This is a genomic window from Streptomyces sp. NPDC087859 (assembly GCF_044742595.1).
Lineage (GTDB): Bacteria > Actinomycetota > Actinomycetes > Streptomycetales > Streptomycetaceae > Streptomyces > Streptomyces canus_F.
The window spans coordinates 184683-200296 of record NZ_JBIUUU010000019.1 but is presented as its reverse complement, the minus strand read 5'-3'; the positions used below and the strand labels follow the sequence as shown (position 1 = coordinate 200296).

Genomic DNA, 15614 nt, shown 5'->3' with positions numbered 1-15614 from the left:
GGGCGGGTCAGCCGCTGTCCTCGTCCTCGTCGTACGGCTCGGCCAGACGCAGACCGAGTTCATCCAGCCAGTCCTGCACCCACGCGCGCAGCTCGATGATCTGCTCGGGACTCATGTCGTACGCGGCGTACTCGCGGTCGGAGGTGAAGTCGACCGCTTCGAGCCGGCCGTGCAGTTCCTCCAGGTCGAACTCCTCGTCGTGCTGCGCGCCCAGACGCTCGAGTTCTCCGATCGTGTACAGCTCGCGGGCGCTGAAGACGTCGATGACATCGCGGGGGAAGCCGCGGTCGTGCAGGGCGCGGACCTTCAGCCCGACGGCGTCGTCCCGGGACAGAGTGGGCCCGGCGTCCGTGAGCGTGGGAGGTCTGTGGAAGATCTCCTTGAGGATGTCGATCTCGCAGGCTTCGCCGGTCACCGCGTCGGTGGCGAGGAGTCGGGCCATGCGCGGGGCGACTTCGATGGTGCGGATAGTCCAGCCCTTGTCCTGCAGGCCGGCGGTGACGGCCCTGGTGATCTCGGCCATGTCTGCGGGCGCGTCGGTGGCCAGGTCCAGGTCCTGGCTCGCGCGGCTGACCAGCTCGTGGGCCTGGACCGCGTATCCGCCGGCCAGCACCAGCCGGAAGGCCTGGCCGCTGTCCAGGGCATCGCTGAGCAGGCGGCGGTGCAGTTCCGGAAGTCTCATGCCGCAGCCGCGGCCACCAGTTCGGGGAAGCGCTGCTCCCAGCAGGTGCGCACCGGCTTGCCCACGGCCGTCCGCAGCCGCGGCCAGTGCCGTACGAGCAGTTCGACGTTGAGGTAGCGGGTGAGGTCTTCGTGGAGTCCGTTGGTCAGCACGATGCGGTAGAGGCCTAGCAGCAGCTGCTCGTCGCTGATCTCGAAGTGCCGCAGCCCTGACCATGCCAGGTGCAGTGGCAGCTCCACCGTCCCCGTTGAGGGCCCGGTCAGCTCGTCGAGGTGTGCGGGCAGACGCTCGGCTACATGAGCCCAGCGTGAGGCAGCGGCACGGTGCACGGTCACCCCTTCAGTATGGCGTCAATGCGGCCGGACTCGCCCCATCGGCGGGAGCAAGCCAGCTGTCCGTGCCTCCAGCCGGCGCCTAATACCCCAGCTCACCAGCCACGGCACAACAGCTAAAGAACACAGCGGACAAGTGAGACTGACCAGCATCTATCCCCTTGCGCGGGCAACGCCTACAGCTATTGCGACAGAAGTGGAAGTTGTCTTCCAGCGGAGGGACTGGCCGAAGGTTCGGGCGCCTGCGGCGCCTCCGGGAAGATGTCCAGTACGAAGGGTTCCACCCCTCCGATGATCACCGTGGCCACGCCAGATGCGAGGGCGACGGCGACCGAGGACAACCAGGCAGTGATGAAGTCGCTTCCGTCGGCCTGGCCGAGAGGCTGTCGCAGTTCAGGGAGCTGTGGTCGCGGAAGAAGATCGCGCCATGCTCTGTCCCGCCACGAGATCGGGGGGCGTGGTCGGCTGCGTGAATCCGGGTGCGGGGCGTGGTGGATGTCCGCTGTTCGGTCGTCGTCGGTTCACGAGTGTCACAGTGCTGTCCGAATTGTTTCTGTCCGGCTCTCACGCTGCGCATTCAGTGATCGTCGCCGTATTCATCATACTGACGGCGGCAGGTGGCGGGAGTAAGGGAGTTGCCCTCATGCACAACCAGGACGAGGCCTCGTCGGAGGCCGGCGGCGCACGGCTGGTGGCGGGCAGATACCGGCTGCTGTCCGTGCTCGGCGAGGGCGGTATGGGCACCGTGTGGCGGGCGCGCGACCAGGTGCTCCACCGCGACGTCGCGGTCAAGGAGGTCCGTGCCTCCATCGACCTGCCCGCCGAGCGCAGCAAGCAGCTGCATGTCCGGCTGGAGCGGGAGGCGTGGGCGGCGGCCCGGGTCAACGCCCCTGGAGTGGTGACCGTCTACGACGTGGTGAACTTCGACGACCGGCCGTGGATCGTCATGGAACTCGTCCGCGGCCGCTCCCTCGCCGACGTGATCGCCACCGAGGGCGCCCTGGCGCCGAAGGAGGTCGCGCGCATCGGCGTCGAGGTGCTCGCGGCGCTGCACGCGGCCCACGACGCCGGCGTACTGCACCGCGACGTGAAGCCCGCCAACGTACTGATAGCCGACGGAGGCCGCGTCGTCCTGACCGACTTCGGCATCGCCAGCGTGGAGGGCACCACCGCGCTGACGATGACGGGAGAGGTCGTCGGATCGCCCGAATACCTCGCTCCTGAGCGGGCGTTGGGGCGCACGCCAGGCACCGCTTCCGATCTCTGGTCGCTCGGGGCGTTGCTCTACACGGCCGTACAGGGGCGTTCGCCGTTCCGTCGGACGAGCGCCCTGTCGACGCTGCGTGCCGTCGTGGACGACGCGCTTCCGTCGCCGCACCGCGCGGGGCCGCTCACGGCGGTCATCGAGGGGCTCATGCGCAAGGATCCCGAGGAGCGCATGGGCGCCGAGGAGGCCCAGGGTGAACTCACGCGGGCCATGCAGGCGTTGGCGGTAACGCCCAACGAAGTGGGGGCCACCACCACGACGGTGACCACGGCGTCGGCGACGGGCGGCATCACGGCCGCCGTCACCGCGGCTGTCACGGCCGCGGAACCGACCCCGGTGAACGAGACGGTGGCGGCGACGGCCGCGACGGAGGTGTCCGAGGCCCAGGCCGCGCCCGCGCCGTTGGGGACGTTCGGGCCTCCCCCGAACAGTGCGGCCTTCGGGCCCAGCGCGACCACGCCGGCGGTTCCGGCTCCCGCGGCCGGCTTCGCACATGACAGCGGGGCTGCGCCCGCCTCCGCCGCAGGCAGCCGTCGTAGGGCCTCTCTGGTGTGGGCCACGGCCATCGTCCTGGTCGTGTGCGGCGCGGGCCTCGGCTACACATTCATGAACCAGGACGACAACAAGACCGGGAAAAAGGCCGACACCACCAGCGCCGGCAGCGCGTCCCAGCCGGTGTCGGTGGCCGTCACCGGCAAGGCCACCACGTTCGACGGGAGTTGCCCGGGCGCAGAGGGTCAGGCGCCCTGGTTCACCGCGACGTTCAGGACGGACCGGGCGCCGGTGCAGTTCTCGTACCGGTGGGTGTCCGACAACGGGGCGGTGGTGGACCGGGAGTGGCGGACTCTGTCCTTCCGTGAGGGTGACCCGACGAGCAAGACGGAGACGGTGCGGCTGTCGACGTGGGCGCAGGAGGGGACGTTGACTAGCGCGATGGCCGTGGAGATCAAGTCGCCGTTCGACACGAAGTCCAACTCTGTCCCGTTTAGCATTACTTGCCGACCGAATGGCGAGTGACACAGCACCATGTCGTGCACAGTTGGACCAATCTGTTTCCCTAAGGAGTTTCCGTGCTGTCGGTCATCGTGGGACGCACCGGTCCATTCACCGGTCAGAGCGTGGTCCTCGGAGAAGCCCCGCTGACGTTCGGCCGCAAGAGCGACAACGACGTCATCATCGTCAGCGTCAGCGCCTCCCGCTTCCACGCCGAGATCACCGCCGAGAACGGCACCTACGTCCTGCGCGACCGCGGCAGCAGGAACGGCACCTACGTCAACGAACAGCGGGTCGAACTCCATGAGCTGACGCCCGGCGACACCATACGCATCGGCGACGAGACGTTCCTGTTCGAGACCCAGGAAGCCGTCGAGACGGTCATGGACCTCTCCCAGATGGACCTGCCGCGCGCCAACGCGGTCGTAGATCCTGGAGTCCTCCGGGTCACGGTCAGCGGCGGCGGCCCCGTCGGCCTCGCCTTCGCACTGCTGCTGGAAGAAGCACTGAGCGGACGGGTCGCGATCACCGTCTACGACGGCCGGTGGGTCCGCAACGGCGCCTCCGTCGTCTGGAAGGACGCCGCCCAGGGCAACGTCCGCCGCCAGCAGGTCGTCACCGTCCAGAGCCGGCAGTACCTGGCACTGACGCAAGAGATGCAGACCACGATGTTCGGCGACAACCGCCACTTCTCCGAGATGTGGCCGCTCGGCCCCGACTCCATCGACGGACGGCCGCCCCGCAACATACGCATCGCCTACATCGAGGACCAACTCCTCGAACTGGCCAACCGCAAGCCCGCCATCCGACTCGTACCCAAGCGCTTCGACCCCACGGAGCAGGAACAACTCATCGCCCGCGACCACGTCCTGGTCATCGCCGAAGGCGGCCGATCCCGCACCCGCGAACACTTCGCCGACCGCTTCGGCACGGCCGACGCCTCCATCTACTCCCTCGACGGGGAACACATCCAGGACGTCGTCCTCGGCCTCAAGGTCAAGTCCCGGCTGTCGGATCCGATGAGCGTCCTGCTGACCGTGGCGCAGAACCGGTTCCTGCTCAACTCCCTTCGCGGCGAGGGCTTCTTGAACATGCGCCTCACCCGCGAGGAGGCCCGCAACGTCATCGGCATCGACCCGGTCCGGCAGGTCTTCGAGGAGTGCATCGCCGCCCGACCGTGCCTGATGAGCCGCCACGAGGACAACGAATTCGCCTGCCCCACCCACGGCACGCTCTTCCTCCCGGCCCTGCTGCGCAGCTCACCGCTGTGGAAGCGCATCCTGGAAGGGCTGCGGCTCTTCGACGTCCCCGAGGAAGACCTCAGCGCGATCACCTCGTTCCGCCTCGACATGGTCCAGCGCCCGCGCTTCACCGCACAGCTCACCCGCCCGACCGCGGACCGCCCGGGAACCTTCGGCTTCCTCCTCGGGGACGCGGCCAACGCCATCCACTTCTGGCCCGGACGCGGCCTCAACAGCGGGCTCGCCTCCGCCGTCTCCCTGGCCCGCTCTCTCAGCCGCGTCTGGCGCGGACGGCCGCTGCGCGACGCGGACTTCATCCGCCACGAGGCCGCGATGTCGATGCTCCAGTACCGGCACAAGAGCCGCGCCTGGAACGCCATGGTCACCACGGACGAACGCGGCGCGACCCGGGCGATCAAGGACATCATCGACGGCAGCATGGACGGTACGACGAAGCCGGCGGGAGGCGGTGCGGCACGGCAGAAGGCTTTTGGTCAGGTTGCGGTGCCGGTTGCAGCTCCGGCTCCGGCTTCGGCTTCGGCTTCGGCGGGAGCCGATCTGGAGATCCTTCTGGATCGCATGCGGAGCATCCGCGAGCGACTGGCACCCCGTATGCCAGGACTGCCCGACGACGACGTCCTCCGGGCCCACCTCTCCGCGCTGGCGCCCGCGACCCTGCGGACACTCCAGGAGAGCGGCGCCTGGGACACGCTGATCGTCGGCGGCGAGGAGGCCGACATCGACATCTTCTACCAACAGGACGCGCCGGTCTTCGTCCCGGCCACTCCGCATCCGGCCCAGCCGCTTCCCGACCCTCGCACCTCGGCGCTGCTGGATCCGGCCTGACGGTCCGTTGCATCGGCTGCCTCTGGTTCCTGCTTCGCCCGGCGCGGGAACCAGAGAGCGAGGCTGCCGTTCCGGTGATGCCCCCTTCAGGCACACCCGTCTTGACCAGTAGCCATCACCGGGCCCGGGTTGCGCCGTCGCACCAGTCGACCTCGTCTGTCAGCGGATGGATTGCCTACGCTGCCCGCGCCAACGGCCTGAGGCCGGACACGTTCGTTGCCGCTGTCAGGGTGTCTACCCGATCCAGATGACGTCCGGGACAGACAGGTGCCGGGTGAGCCGGTTGATCACGTAGACGACGGAGAGCTGGCCGACGGACGCGGCGCGGACGTCCTCGCCTTCCGGGTCACCTTCTCTGCCAAGTTCAGCATGTTGAAGCTGTAGGCCGGACGAGACCGTACGCAGATCACTGCTGGTCCCGTTCACTGATCTTGGGGATGTCAACGGTTGGCGCTGAAGCGCCAACCGTTGACAGGCACCGTCCCTGACCAGACCGGCTGTTGCCAGCAACGTCTCCCATCGTTGTGTACCGAGGGAACCGACAAAGGCATGAGAAGCCGTCTCTCAACCGTTCTTGGAACGTGCAAGGCGAACAGAAGGCACAGTAGGGAGGTTGGTGGCTGCGTACTCGTCCGCTATGCGGAACACGCTGGCACAACGAGGACACTCCGCGCGGCCCATGAGATACGTGAGCCCCTCGGCCAGTCGGTCCTGACCGTCACGGACTGACCAGAGCATGCTGGAGGTGCGGTCGATGATCAGGCGGTGGAACTCGTCATCCGGCTGCGGATCGAGCGGGGGGTAGGCCTTTTGTAGGTCCACTGGCCGGTGTTCTCGCCGACGGTGCGGTAGTGGTGCGCCACGACCGGCAGACCGAACTCCGGGTCCATGAACGTCTTGAAGCACAGGCAGCCCGGGCCGCCGACCGCGGCCGGGAGCCCTTGTCGTCGTCGACGCACGCGTGGAACAGGTCGGCGGTCTTGTCCGACTCCACGAGCGTGGTGTGCAGAGTGCCCGGCTTGCACGGCTGGAGCCTGCCCAGCCACTCCGTCACGTACGGCGACTCCCGCTCGATGGACACCCTCCGTTCCACGCCGCCCTGACGATCCCGTATTTCGGCTCGCTGTAGAGGACGAAGTGGGGGTGGGCCTAGGCAGGGTCGTAGACGGACCCTTCACCGCCCCCGACGACGACCAGGAGGACTAGGAGCCGGGCGAGACCGGCGGGCGAGGACAAACCGAAGAAGAAGCGGCGCGCGGCCAAGCGGTTCGCGATCGTCTGCGGGTGCCGGACCGACGACGACAAGCCGGCCCGCCGCCGCCAAGTCACCCCCAAGTCCCTGGAGGACGGCCCGATCATCTGCGGTGTCTGCCGTACCGAGTTCACGCCCGAGGAGCTCGGCGAGGACGAGGCCGAAACGTAGCCCACACCGAGAGGGCCGCCTCGGCGGCCGCTCTTGTTCGACCGCAAATCTGACGATCGAACAAGAGAGCGGCCCTATCGCCAAGTTAGATCTTGAGCAGGTAAACGGGACCGCCATCCACGGGCGCCGGATTTACATAAACGGATTCCCTGGAAGCGATGCGTCAGAAAGTTAGGAACGTTGCCTTTGACCTGCGGGAACGATGGGGCAGCCAAAAGTAGGGAACGTTCCTGGATGGTTCCCATCAGGGTTGATCCCATTGCATAAGCACCCCCTCGTTGAGCATCCTGTGATCAGGCGTCCGGAGTGCTCGGGGAAGCAGGCCAGAAGACAGCAACGTCGAACGGCTGAGTTCGCGATGCCCAGAACCATCAGGCACAGAGGAAGGCCAAGTTGTCCCTCAGCTCTCGATCTGCCGTAGCTCTTGCCGCGGGCGGTCTCGTCACGTTCACCACGCTGACGATCACCCTATTGGGCATGGGCATGGATCCGACTCGGATCGACCCGCTCATCCTCTCAATCGTGGTCGGCGTGAACCATCTTCTCCAGTCGGCGAGTACGACCCTTCACGAAGAGAAGCTGCGTTCTGCGGAGATGAACGTCGTGGCCCCTGAAGCCCTGCCGGATAAGCCGCCGAAGATAGGGATAAAGTCGACCGAAGGCTCGACATTCTCGGCACCGAAGGCAACGGCTGAAGCGCAACTAGAAAGCCGTGAGGAAAGCAACGACACCCCCGTGGAGCACTAGATGCCAGGCCCCGCACTTGGCGAGATTCGCAAGAGCGCCCCCGAGGCTCACAAAAAGCTACTCACCTGCGTACGCGAAGAAATTGACCACAACAAGTTCAGCCTCCGCTACGTCTCGTTTCATGCGAAATGCTGCCACGGCAAGCGACTATTCTCTTGTGGTGGAAAAGTCTCCGAGTTCCTCAGGGCGACAGGGACGCACAAGCGCCCTCCCAGTTGGAAGCACGTACTAGGAGTACAGCAAATCCTGATTGATTCGCGGGTAACGAGGCCTACTCTTGCCCAACATTGGATGGACAGCGTACGCAGCTACAACAAACCTGATCACAATCAGTACATTGCTGACTGCTTTCGAGAGGTTCTGAAATGGACGAACAACGATCCGTCTCAGCTTGAGCTGGACCATCTGCGAAAGTACACGTCCCGGGCGACATACAGCAGAAAGGCCGCCGCTGGTGGCTTCGGTGCTCTGCTTGCGTTCATGGGGCTCTTCGCCCCCTCATACATGAATACCGCGCAGCCGGGAGCCTCCGAAAACGGAGCACGCGCTTACATCAATCCGCCCGAGTCGGTCGGCAGTACCACCAGTCTCCAGAAGGTCATCCTGCACCAGGACCTAGCCGTACAGGAGAGCGGCAGGACCGCCTATATCAAGAGCGGGGAGACCATCTACCTGGGCTGCTTCCAGCCCGACAACAGTTTCGCGGTCGTCGGAACAGAGGCACGCGTCAGGATTCCGGCCCTCCAAGCGGCCGACGTCAAAGACGAGGACTGGAGCTTTGACCTGTGTTACGGGCCGTACGCCACTAAGTCCACGCCCAGCGACAGGTTCACGACCAACGTGAAGTAGCCGGAACAACCCACCACCGCGCAGACCTTGAGCCGGTCCGGACACGAAAGCGTGCGGACCGGGCGCCGAGGCGTTAGGGACGCAGCTCGCCCGGCGGCGCACGTCCCATGATCAGCAGTTTGCAGTACCAACCAGTCCGTACAACCGTTCTTCAGGAGGAACACGCCCATGAGCGGCACCCTCACCCACGCGATGGACACCCTGGACCAGTACGCCCTCGCATCGGACCAGTTGACGAAGGTCGGCGTAACGATCGCGACCGGGGCCAGCTCCACCACCACGGTCGTGCTTGGCGTGGCCGGCCTCCTGGTGACTATCGTGCTCGCCGCCATCGGCTGGATCATCCTCGGCAAGCGCCGCGCCAAGGACCGTACCGCCGACGTCGCCAACGGTGACCTCAACGCGCTCATCACCGAGCTGCGCGCCGCCGATGTCGAAGCCCGCCGCCTCCAGTCCCTGCCCGGCCCGGCGAACGGCGACGACTTCAAGGAACTCACCCGGCTCATCCCCCGCGTGGAGAGCCATGGCGCGCAGTGCGCCGCGCCGCTGCCGCTGCTCGTCGCCGACGTCGTCCAGGACATGAAGAACCTCATCGCCCTGCCCGTCGACCACACCACCGCGTTCGGCGAGTACATCGTCCGCGTCCAGCAGCAGACCCGCGCCGTCGACAAACTCCTGGCCTCGATCGACAAGGCACTCACCAGCGCCAGGCAGATGCGCAGCTGACCAGAGAAGGCCGCCGATCGCGTGCACAACCGACAGCGCATGAACGAGCGGGCGCTGACCCGGCGGATGGGTCAAGGCCCGCTCTTCGTATGAGGCTCTAATGCCGGAGAGCGCGACGGCGCCGGCGGCGGACCGATGGCAGGCAGACAGTCGGCAAGGACTCGGACGCGTCAGGCATCGAGGCCGCGGGCCTCACCTCCATGACGCCCACCCTCGAACTCGCCTGCGCCTTCCACCAGGCCGTCCTGGACGACCAGAGCTGGCTGATCGCTTCGCTGACGCGGCGTCGCCCCCGTGGCAGGGGCGCCCGTTCCGGTCAGGGCGCCGTCCACTGCCCGGTGTTTGCGGAGAATCCGCTGTTCATCGCGAACTGCACCTTGGCGATCTTCGAGGATGCAGGAACCTCGAAGGTGATGAATCCCAGAGCTGTGTCGCCAGGCGCGACGGTGATGCTTCCGGGGAAGCCGGGGCCGACGATGGTGTCCTGGTAGGCGGAGTCGAACTGCTGGCCCTGCGTGTCCAGGAGCCGTGCCCCGTTCGTCGGGGAGTCGTCGTACACCGCGGTGCCGGTGTTCTTCAGCCGGAACTGACTGCCACGAACCTTTTGCCCGCGTCCGGCGTGGCGTACGGATTCTCGGCACCGGCCGGGTCGACCACCTTCACCACTGTGACAGCAAGCTGTTCACCGTTCTTGAGCCCGGTAAGGGTGAGGTTCCCGTAGAGGCGCTGCAGCGGGCCAGCTTCCTTGGGAAGCGGGACGTGTCGGATGGTGGCCTCGGGGCGGGTCGGATGGTCGGCGGCTCACAGGACTCCGTAATGGTCTTTCCACACCCACACCGGGACCGTATGCGCCGCAGGCTCGGCCGCAGCAGCGGTTGGGGCGGTGTCCGGTTTCGACGACACGGTGCTCTGGTCTGTGGGGTGCACCGGAGCCGCAGGGACGACATCCTTACGGGCGTTGTCGGAGCGTCATACCCACTCTTCGACTTCGCGGCGGTGGGACACAGCGAGGTGCTTGCCTGCCTTGGCGGCGTTCTCGGCGAGGTTCTGCGCGTGGTTGTGCAGCGTCGCCTCCGATATGTGGCGCTGGCCACGATAGCGAAGGTCATAAAGAACCCGGCGCACCGTGTCCGCGGCGACTCGCGCCGCCCAGTCCGGCGTCCGGTGCCTGTCGCGTTGTGCTTCTGCCGCTTTCCGTGCCCGGGTGTGAGCGGCGATGAGGGAGGCGGCGTCACCGGCGATGCGGTTCTCGTCGTCTGTGCGCTCGTGCGCTGAAGTCGCGTTGCCGCGGGTCAGCAAGTTCGCGGGTCTCCTTGACGTGTGCTTTGGCCACGGCTTGCTCCAGACGCTCAAACAGCAGGCGCCGGACGGCGGCCTGTTCCTGTAACCACAGGTGCGCGTCGCGTACGGAGTCATCGAGTTCGGCCTGCGTTGCCGCGCTCACGCCGCTCAGGTCGGCTATGTCGTTGCACACCCGGGTCACAACGACGACGGCCTCGACTTTGCGGGCATCGGCCAGCTGGCGCAGCAGCACCTGCGCGCGAGTGTCGGCATCTGGTTGCTTCTTGGGCTTCGTAGCGGGCCAGCTCGATGGCGGGGCTGTGGTGCGCAAGCGGATGATGCGCTCCACAGCCGGGGTCGTCAGGCCGCGCTCGGTCATCTGACAATCGTCCAGCGTGAACCACTCGGTGTCCCAGGCGAAAGCCTCGGTGCCGATCCGCACCCGCCTGCTCGTACCCTCGCTGTCGAGCCGGATCCGGTGCACATACCAGCGGCTGATCAGGGTGTCGCGGTCGACGGGAACAGTCTGGGCGAGCACGGGCTCGAGGCCGGTGGTCCCACACCGGCGCCACCGCCTGGTCTAGGTGCACCCGCAGCGCGCCGCGCGGCCAACGGATGTCGACGACGGAGCCGAACGGCGTCTCGGCTGAGCCGGTGTACTCGAAGCTCGCCTGGCTCGCCGCGGTCGGCGAGCCAGGCTGCGGCCGCCGACCGCACGTACAGGTGGTCCGCACTGTTCACGCCGCGGGCGGGGCGCCCGCACGCGTGCAGCAGCCCGTCCGGGTCCGGGTGATGGGCGAAATGACAGGCGCGATCCGTATACAACTTCGTGGTCAGCTGACGACCGCAGCCACCGAGCAAAGTCCCGCACCAGAAGGGTCTCGCCCTCGTAGCGGTGGCGGAACACGTCCAGCTCGATGGCCTCCATCGGCAGCATCAGCGGCTCCTCCGAGTCCGCGCTGCCCAGCACCGCCGTCTGGATCCGCCGTTTGTCGGCCCGCAATGCACTCCCCCATCCCGTACTGCCAACTCATCGAGTCACCAGCGGAGTTCAGCAGCCAGATCTCACCCACGACTCGCATCGAACCACTCACCCGGGCATCGGTCCGCTTTCAGATGTGGAGCTGCCCCAACGGCCGACCGTGATCGGCGCGTGCTGATACGAGGTTTGCCAGCTCGCCGGCGTCACTGAAGCAGGGCCCCTTCCAGGCATCGGGAGCCGCGATGGCCTGCACGCTGACCTCGGTACCGAAACGACGGGCGGCCTCGGAAGAGGCGCTCCAGGATCTGGAGCGCCCGTGCATCGAGCGCGCCGATGTACGTCCACCAGGTTCGCGTGGGTTGGTCGAACTGGGCTACGGACCGCAGAAGCTGCCGCTGCTGCTCAAAGGCGGCCGGGTCTGCGGGGCCTGCGGGGGCGGTGACCTCCAGCAGCCACCGAACGGAGTTGGAATGTGAGGTCGACGTCATGGTGCGGACCGTACTCCTGGGCGCTGACAACGCTTCCTGAGCTGCCTCACCACGCCCGGTGGGCTCAGCCTGCCCGCCGTTAGCGGACGGGAGGGCGGAGCTGGCTGGCGGGCCAAGCATGTGAGGCCGGACCCCGTGTCAGGCCTCGGTCGTGTGTAGGGGTGCCGGTAAGAACGCTGTAACCAGCCGCAAACGTTGGTAGTCAGTTCCCTGACCTGATGTTCCCAGTGTCCATGGCCCAGCGGTACAGCTCCTCGGCCTCCTCATTCCGCCCCGCCTGGGCGAGTAGGTTGCCGAGGTTGAACGCGGCGGGAATGTTCCCGGCGTCCATGGCCCGGCGGTACATCTGTTCCGCCTCCTCATTCCGCCCAGCTTCGGCGAGCAGGACGCCGAGGCTGAACGTGGCGAGGATGTTCCCGGCGCCCATGGCCCGGCGGTACAGCTCCTCGGCCTCCTCATTCTGCCCCGCCTTGGCGAGCAGGTTGCCGAGGTTGAGCGCGGCGTCGGTGTTCCCGCCGTCTATGGCCCGGCGGTACACCTGCTCCGCCTCCTCACTCCGCCCTGCCTCGGCGAGCAGGTTGCCGAGGTTGAGCGCGGCGTCGGTGTTCCCGGCGTCTATGGCCCGGCGGTACATCTGCTCCGCCTCCTCACTCCGCCCAGCTTCGGCGAGCAGGATGCCGAGGTAGAGCGCAGCGTCGGGTCTGTGTGCGGCGAGGGGGCGCCAGGCGGCCTCGGCGATGTGAGGCGCTGGGTCGAAGGCGTGGAAGCCGATGGCGATGCGTTCGTCTTCGGCGGCATGATCCAGGGCGGTCCGCCATGCCTGTTCTGTGACGGGGGCGGTGGTGTGGTCGGGGAAGTAGTCAAAGACGTTCCAGGCGTCGGGGTTCCTGGTGGGCAGGAGCAGGCTGGTGACGCCGTAGCGCAGGCTCCGGGTCCAGGCCAGGGCTTGGTCGAGGGGCTCGGGGCGCAGCAGGGGCCCGTTGGGCAGGTAGTGCTGGTGGAGGGCGGTGAGCAGCGTGGTGGGGTAGGGCTGGGGCAGGCCGGTGCGGGTGAGGTCGACGGCGGCGGCGACCAGGGCGGCGCCGCGGGGATGGCCGCCGGGGCGGCTGGCGTGGCGCCATTCGGCGAGCAGAGCGGGGCCAGCGGCGAGGTATTCGGCGACCCCGTAAGGGCCGTGGTGGGTGACGGCGTCGATGATCCGCGGGTCGTCGCAGTCCTTCGCGCGTGCCAGCTCTCCGGTGCTCCAGCACCGCTCCAGGTACAGAGGTTCGGTCTGTCTGAGTACACGGGCTCCTGTCACGGGTGACTGGGTCTCAGCGGTGTGGGGGTAGAAGGTGTCGTAGTGGCGCAGCTGCATAGTGGCCAGCACCGGGGTCCGCAGCCGCACCAGTTCGGCCAGTACCCCTGCTTCCAGCCCGTCGGGGGTAAGGAAGCGCTCCAGGTCATCCAGCCACACCACGCACCGCACTGCGGTGGTGGCCACCACGTCCACCGCGATCACCAGATCCGGCCCGGTGTCCGGGGCCAGCACCCGGTAGCCGCCCAGCGCCTGGCACCGGCGCACCGCCTGGTGGACGGCACGGGTCTTGCCCGCCGTCGACTCCCCCACCACCAGCACCAGTCCGCCCCGATGCGATGCATGGGTCAGCCGTGTCTGCAGCGCCGTGTCGGCATCCCGAGCCACATACGGAGGCACCACATCACCGCGGTCGTCGGGGCGGGCCCGGTGTGCTCCGGCCGTCAGGGCGTCCCAGGCCTCCACCAGTGGCCAGCGCTTCGGGTCCTGCAGATAACCGGGCACCCGCACCCCGGCCGTGGTGATCGTCACCGGCCCCGTGATATCCCGCGCGGTGACGACCACGTCCTGGCGGCCCCCGGAGACCTCGGCGTGGACATCACCGTCACCGGACAGCTCCACAACCATGACCGGCCCTCAGCTCCCGGACTGCTCAGGCGGTGGAGGCGCGCTCGCCGACGGGCCGATGCGCAGCCCACCATTCACATCGCGGGTCGTGACCACGATGCCCTGACTGCCACCGGAAATGGTGGTGGAGACGCTGCCCGCTCCGGTATTCGGCACCGCCTGCCGCGCCTGTTGATGCCAAGCATCCAGTGCAGCGGCAAAACCCGCGTCCGTCCCGGCCCGCGCGGCCAACGCGGCCGACAAGATCTGTGCCCGGCGCTCATCGGCAGGCTCCTGCTCCAGAGACATAAGCTCCGCCTCGGCCGGAACCGGCTCCATCTCACCCGCCGGCACTCCGACCGACGGGCCCGCTTGTCCACGCCACCGACTCACCAGCGCGACCAAGCCCTGCCAGGACTGCCCGCCCGCGGCCCCCGCCGCACCCGTCGCCAACGCCAACAACAATGCGGCCGATACTGGCTCCATGGCCTGCCCCCCGGGAAAAGCCTGTCGTCACACCACCGTAGAGCCTCCACCCACTGCGCAGGTACAGCCAGCCCGCAACCTGCCCCATCCGGAGAACGCCGTCACTCGCCGTCGAGCTGGACACCGCGGCGCGCAGCAGGGAGTTGGTCGAACTGCGCACCACCGACCTGGAGCGGGAGAACACCGCAGAGTTCATCGAGCGTCGCCCCCAGGGCGGCGGCGCCATCGAGGGCGAGTAGCACCCGATGGCGTTCTTCGGGTCGGAGTGGGTTGACTACCTGGAGCAGGACGTGGCGGACGCCATCGTTCGCTACGAACGCGAGGGCTGACGGCCCGGCAGACGGCAAGACCCCGGACGGTTCTCCGCCCGGGGCACTCCGTGCGCCCGGCTTACGAAGTGCTGGGCTCGCCACTGATGCGGGCGACGGTCTCGGCGAAAGCACGGTAATCGGCGAGAATGTGACGGGCCCGCGACCAGGGCCACCCGAAGAACTGCCGCTGGACCGGCACGGTCAGCGCAAGCAGCAGCTCCGCCTTGGTGGACTCCTCCCGTTCGGACAGAACGACCGCACGCGCGTGACCGGCGTAGTCGATGGCGAACCGGATGATGCGTGAGTTCGGCCAGCTGCCGGCGTACGTCGCGGCATTGTCGAGCAGCCACACGGTGGCCTCGTCGAGCTGTTGCAGCCAGCGGTTCCGCTCGCCCGTCAGCCGTTCGCGCATGACGGGCGTCCAGCCGGAATCGTCGGCCGCCGGTAGCTCGAACCTCTGCAGCAGGGAGCACGCCGAGATGATCCGCAGCATGTTCGCACCGAAGGTGTCGCGGGCGATGTGGACCTCGCCCAACCGTTTCTTGCGGGCCTCCATGCGCGGGGTGACGAACAGACCGACCGCAAGGGTGGTCACCACGGCGGTGACGGCGGCCACCAGAAGGGTCCACAGCGTATTGGGCATGGGGCACATGCTCCCGCAGCACGAACGGCCGCCCAGACGCTCAGGACCCCGGGCCCTCGACCTCACCCTGCGCGGTCCAGGTCTTGCGCACGGTCTCGCGGCCGTCGCTCTCCTCGATGAGGCGGATCAGCACGGCCGGGTCGAGGCCGTACAGCCCGACCCACTCCGTGTACCGCTCTTGGGCGGTGGCCGGGGCGGTCCACTCACCCTCGACGGCCAGACCGCCGCCACCCTCCACCGGGCCAGAACGGAAGTGGACAGATCCTCGCCTCATGCTCGGGCAGATCGCGCCCGAATCCCTGGACCGGTTACGCGCCGGGGAGTTGACGGTTCGAGCCGACAGCGAGGCCCTGGACAGTTCTCCGTCCGGGGCCCTCCGTCTGCGGTAACCGGCCATGCCGCGGCGGTGGGCTG

At 67.6% G+C, this 15614-nt stretch carries 15 protein-coding genes; 6 read left to right on the top strand and 9 right to left on the bottom strand.

Annotated features, from left to right (window positions below):
* Positions 1-7: 7 nt before the first annotated feature.
* A complete protein-coding gene (locus ACIOHP_RS38465) occupies positions 8-682 on the bottom strand; it encodes a nucleotidyl transferase AbiEii/AbiGii toxin family protein (protein ID WP_401894729.1) in 675 nt (224 codons plus the stop codon).
* Positions 679-1017: a hypothetical protein gene (locus tag ACIOHP_RS38460; protein WP_401894728.1), complete on the bottom strand. Its 339-nt coding sequence runs from the start codon at positions 1015-1017 to the stop codon at positions 679-681. Before ACIOHP_RS38460 ends, ACIOHP_RS38465 begins: the two co-directional genes overlap by 4 nt.
* A gap of 640 nt (positions 1018-1657) precedes the next feature.
* Between ACIOHP_RS38460 and ACIOHP_RS38455 the strand changes: the two genes are divergently transcribed.
* Positions 1658-3298, top strand: coding sequence for a protein kinase (locus ACIOHP_RS38455; RefSeq protein ID WP_401894726.1), 1641 nt, complete (start codon positions 1658-1660; stop codon positions 3296-3298).
* 53 nt (positions 3299-3351) lie between these two features.
* Entirely contained in the window at positions 3352-5361 is a 2010-nt protein-coding gene (locus ACIOHP_RS38450; protein WP_401894725.1) for an FHA domain-containing protein, read from the top strand.
* Positions 5362-6119: 758 nt separating this feature from the next.
* On the opposite strand, the gene ACIOHP_RS38445 is transcribed toward ACIOHP_RS38450, so the two are convergent.
* Positions 6120-6320: a hypothetical protein gene (locus ACIOHP_RS38445; protein WP_401894724.1), complete on the bottom strand. Its 201-nt coding sequence runs from the start codon at positions 6318-6320 to the stop codon at positions 6120-6122.
* A gap of 857 nt (positions 6321-7177) precedes the next feature.
* Here ACIOHP_RS38445 and ACIOHP_RS38440 point away from each other — a divergent pair.
* The 3 genes from ACIOHP_RS38440 to ACIOHP_RS38430 all read left to right on the top strand — a co-directional run bounded on the left by ACIOHP_RS38440 (position 7178) and on the right by ACIOHP_RS38430 (position 9106).
* Positions 7178-7531, top strand: coding sequence for a hypothetical protein (locus ACIOHP_RS38440; protein WP_401894722.1), 354 nt, complete (start codon positions 7178-7180; stop codon positions 7529-7531).
* A gap of 291 nt (positions 7532-7822) precedes the next feature.
* Positions 7823-8380 carry a hypothetical protein gene (locus ACIOHP_RS38435; protein WP_401894720.1) on the top strand — a complete coding sequence of 186 codons (558 nt, stop codon included), beginning with the start codon at positions 7823-7825 and terminating at the stop codon, positions 8378-8380.
* Positions 8381-8548: 168 nt separating this feature from the next.
* Positions 8549-9106, top strand: a complete 558-nt coding sequence (locus ACIOHP_RS38430) for a hypothetical protein (protein WP_401894718.1) — start codon at positions 8549-8551, stop codon at positions 9104-9106.
* Positions 9107-9422: 316 nt separating this feature from the next.
* On the opposite strand, the gene ACIOHP_RS38425 is transcribed toward ACIOHP_RS38430, so the two are convergent.
* On the bottom strand, positions 9423-9665 hold the full coding sequence (locus ACIOHP_RS38425) for a hypothetical protein (protein WP_401894717.1): 243 nt from the start codon (positions 9663-9665) through the stop codon (positions 9423-9425).
* A 672-nt stretch (positions 9666-10337) separates the two neighbouring features.
* On the bottom strand, positions 10338-10925 hold the full coding sequence (locus tag ACIOHP_RS38420) for a hypothetical protein (RefSeq protein WP_401894716.1): 588 nt from the start codon (positions 10923-10925) through the stop codon (positions 10338-10340).
* Positions 10926-11611: 686 nt separating this feature from the next.
* Here ACIOHP_RS38420 and ACIOHP_RS38415 point away from each other — a divergent pair.
* On the top strand, positions 11612-11845 hold the full coding sequence (locus ACIOHP_RS38415; RefSeq protein WP_401894715.1) for a hypothetical protein: 234 nt from the start codon (positions 11612-11614) through the stop codon (positions 11843-11845).
* A gap of 214 nt (positions 11846-12059) precedes the next feature.
* Here ACIOHP_RS38415 and ACIOHP_RS38410 read toward each other — a convergent pair whose 3' ends face one another.
* From ACIOHP_RS38410 to ACIOHP_RS38395, 4 genes are all read right to left on the bottom strand, one after another.
* Entirely contained in the window at positions 12060-13781 is a 1722-nt protein-coding gene (locus tag ACIOHP_RS38410) for a tetratricopeptide repeat protein (RefSeq protein WP_401894714.1), read from the bottom strand.
* Positions 13782-13790: 9 nt separating this feature from the next.
* Entirely contained in the window at positions 13791-14069 is a 279-nt protein-coding gene (locus tag ACIOHP_RS38405; RefSeq protein ID WP_401894713.1) for a hypothetical protein, read from the bottom strand.
* Positions 14070-14636: 567 nt separating this feature from the next.
* Positions 14637-15200 carry a hypothetical protein gene (locus tag ACIOHP_RS38400; RefSeq protein ID WP_401894712.1) on the bottom strand — a complete coding sequence of 188 codons (564 nt, stop codon included), beginning with the start codon at positions 15198-15200 and terminating at the stop codon, positions 14637-14639.
* Between the two features lie 40 nt (positions 15201-15240).
* A complete protein-coding gene (locus ACIOHP_RS38395) occupies positions 15241-15474 on the bottom strand; it encodes a hypothetical protein (protein ID WP_401894711.1) in 234 nt (77 codons plus the stop codon).
* Between the last annotated feature and the right edge of the window lie 140 nt (positions 15475-15614).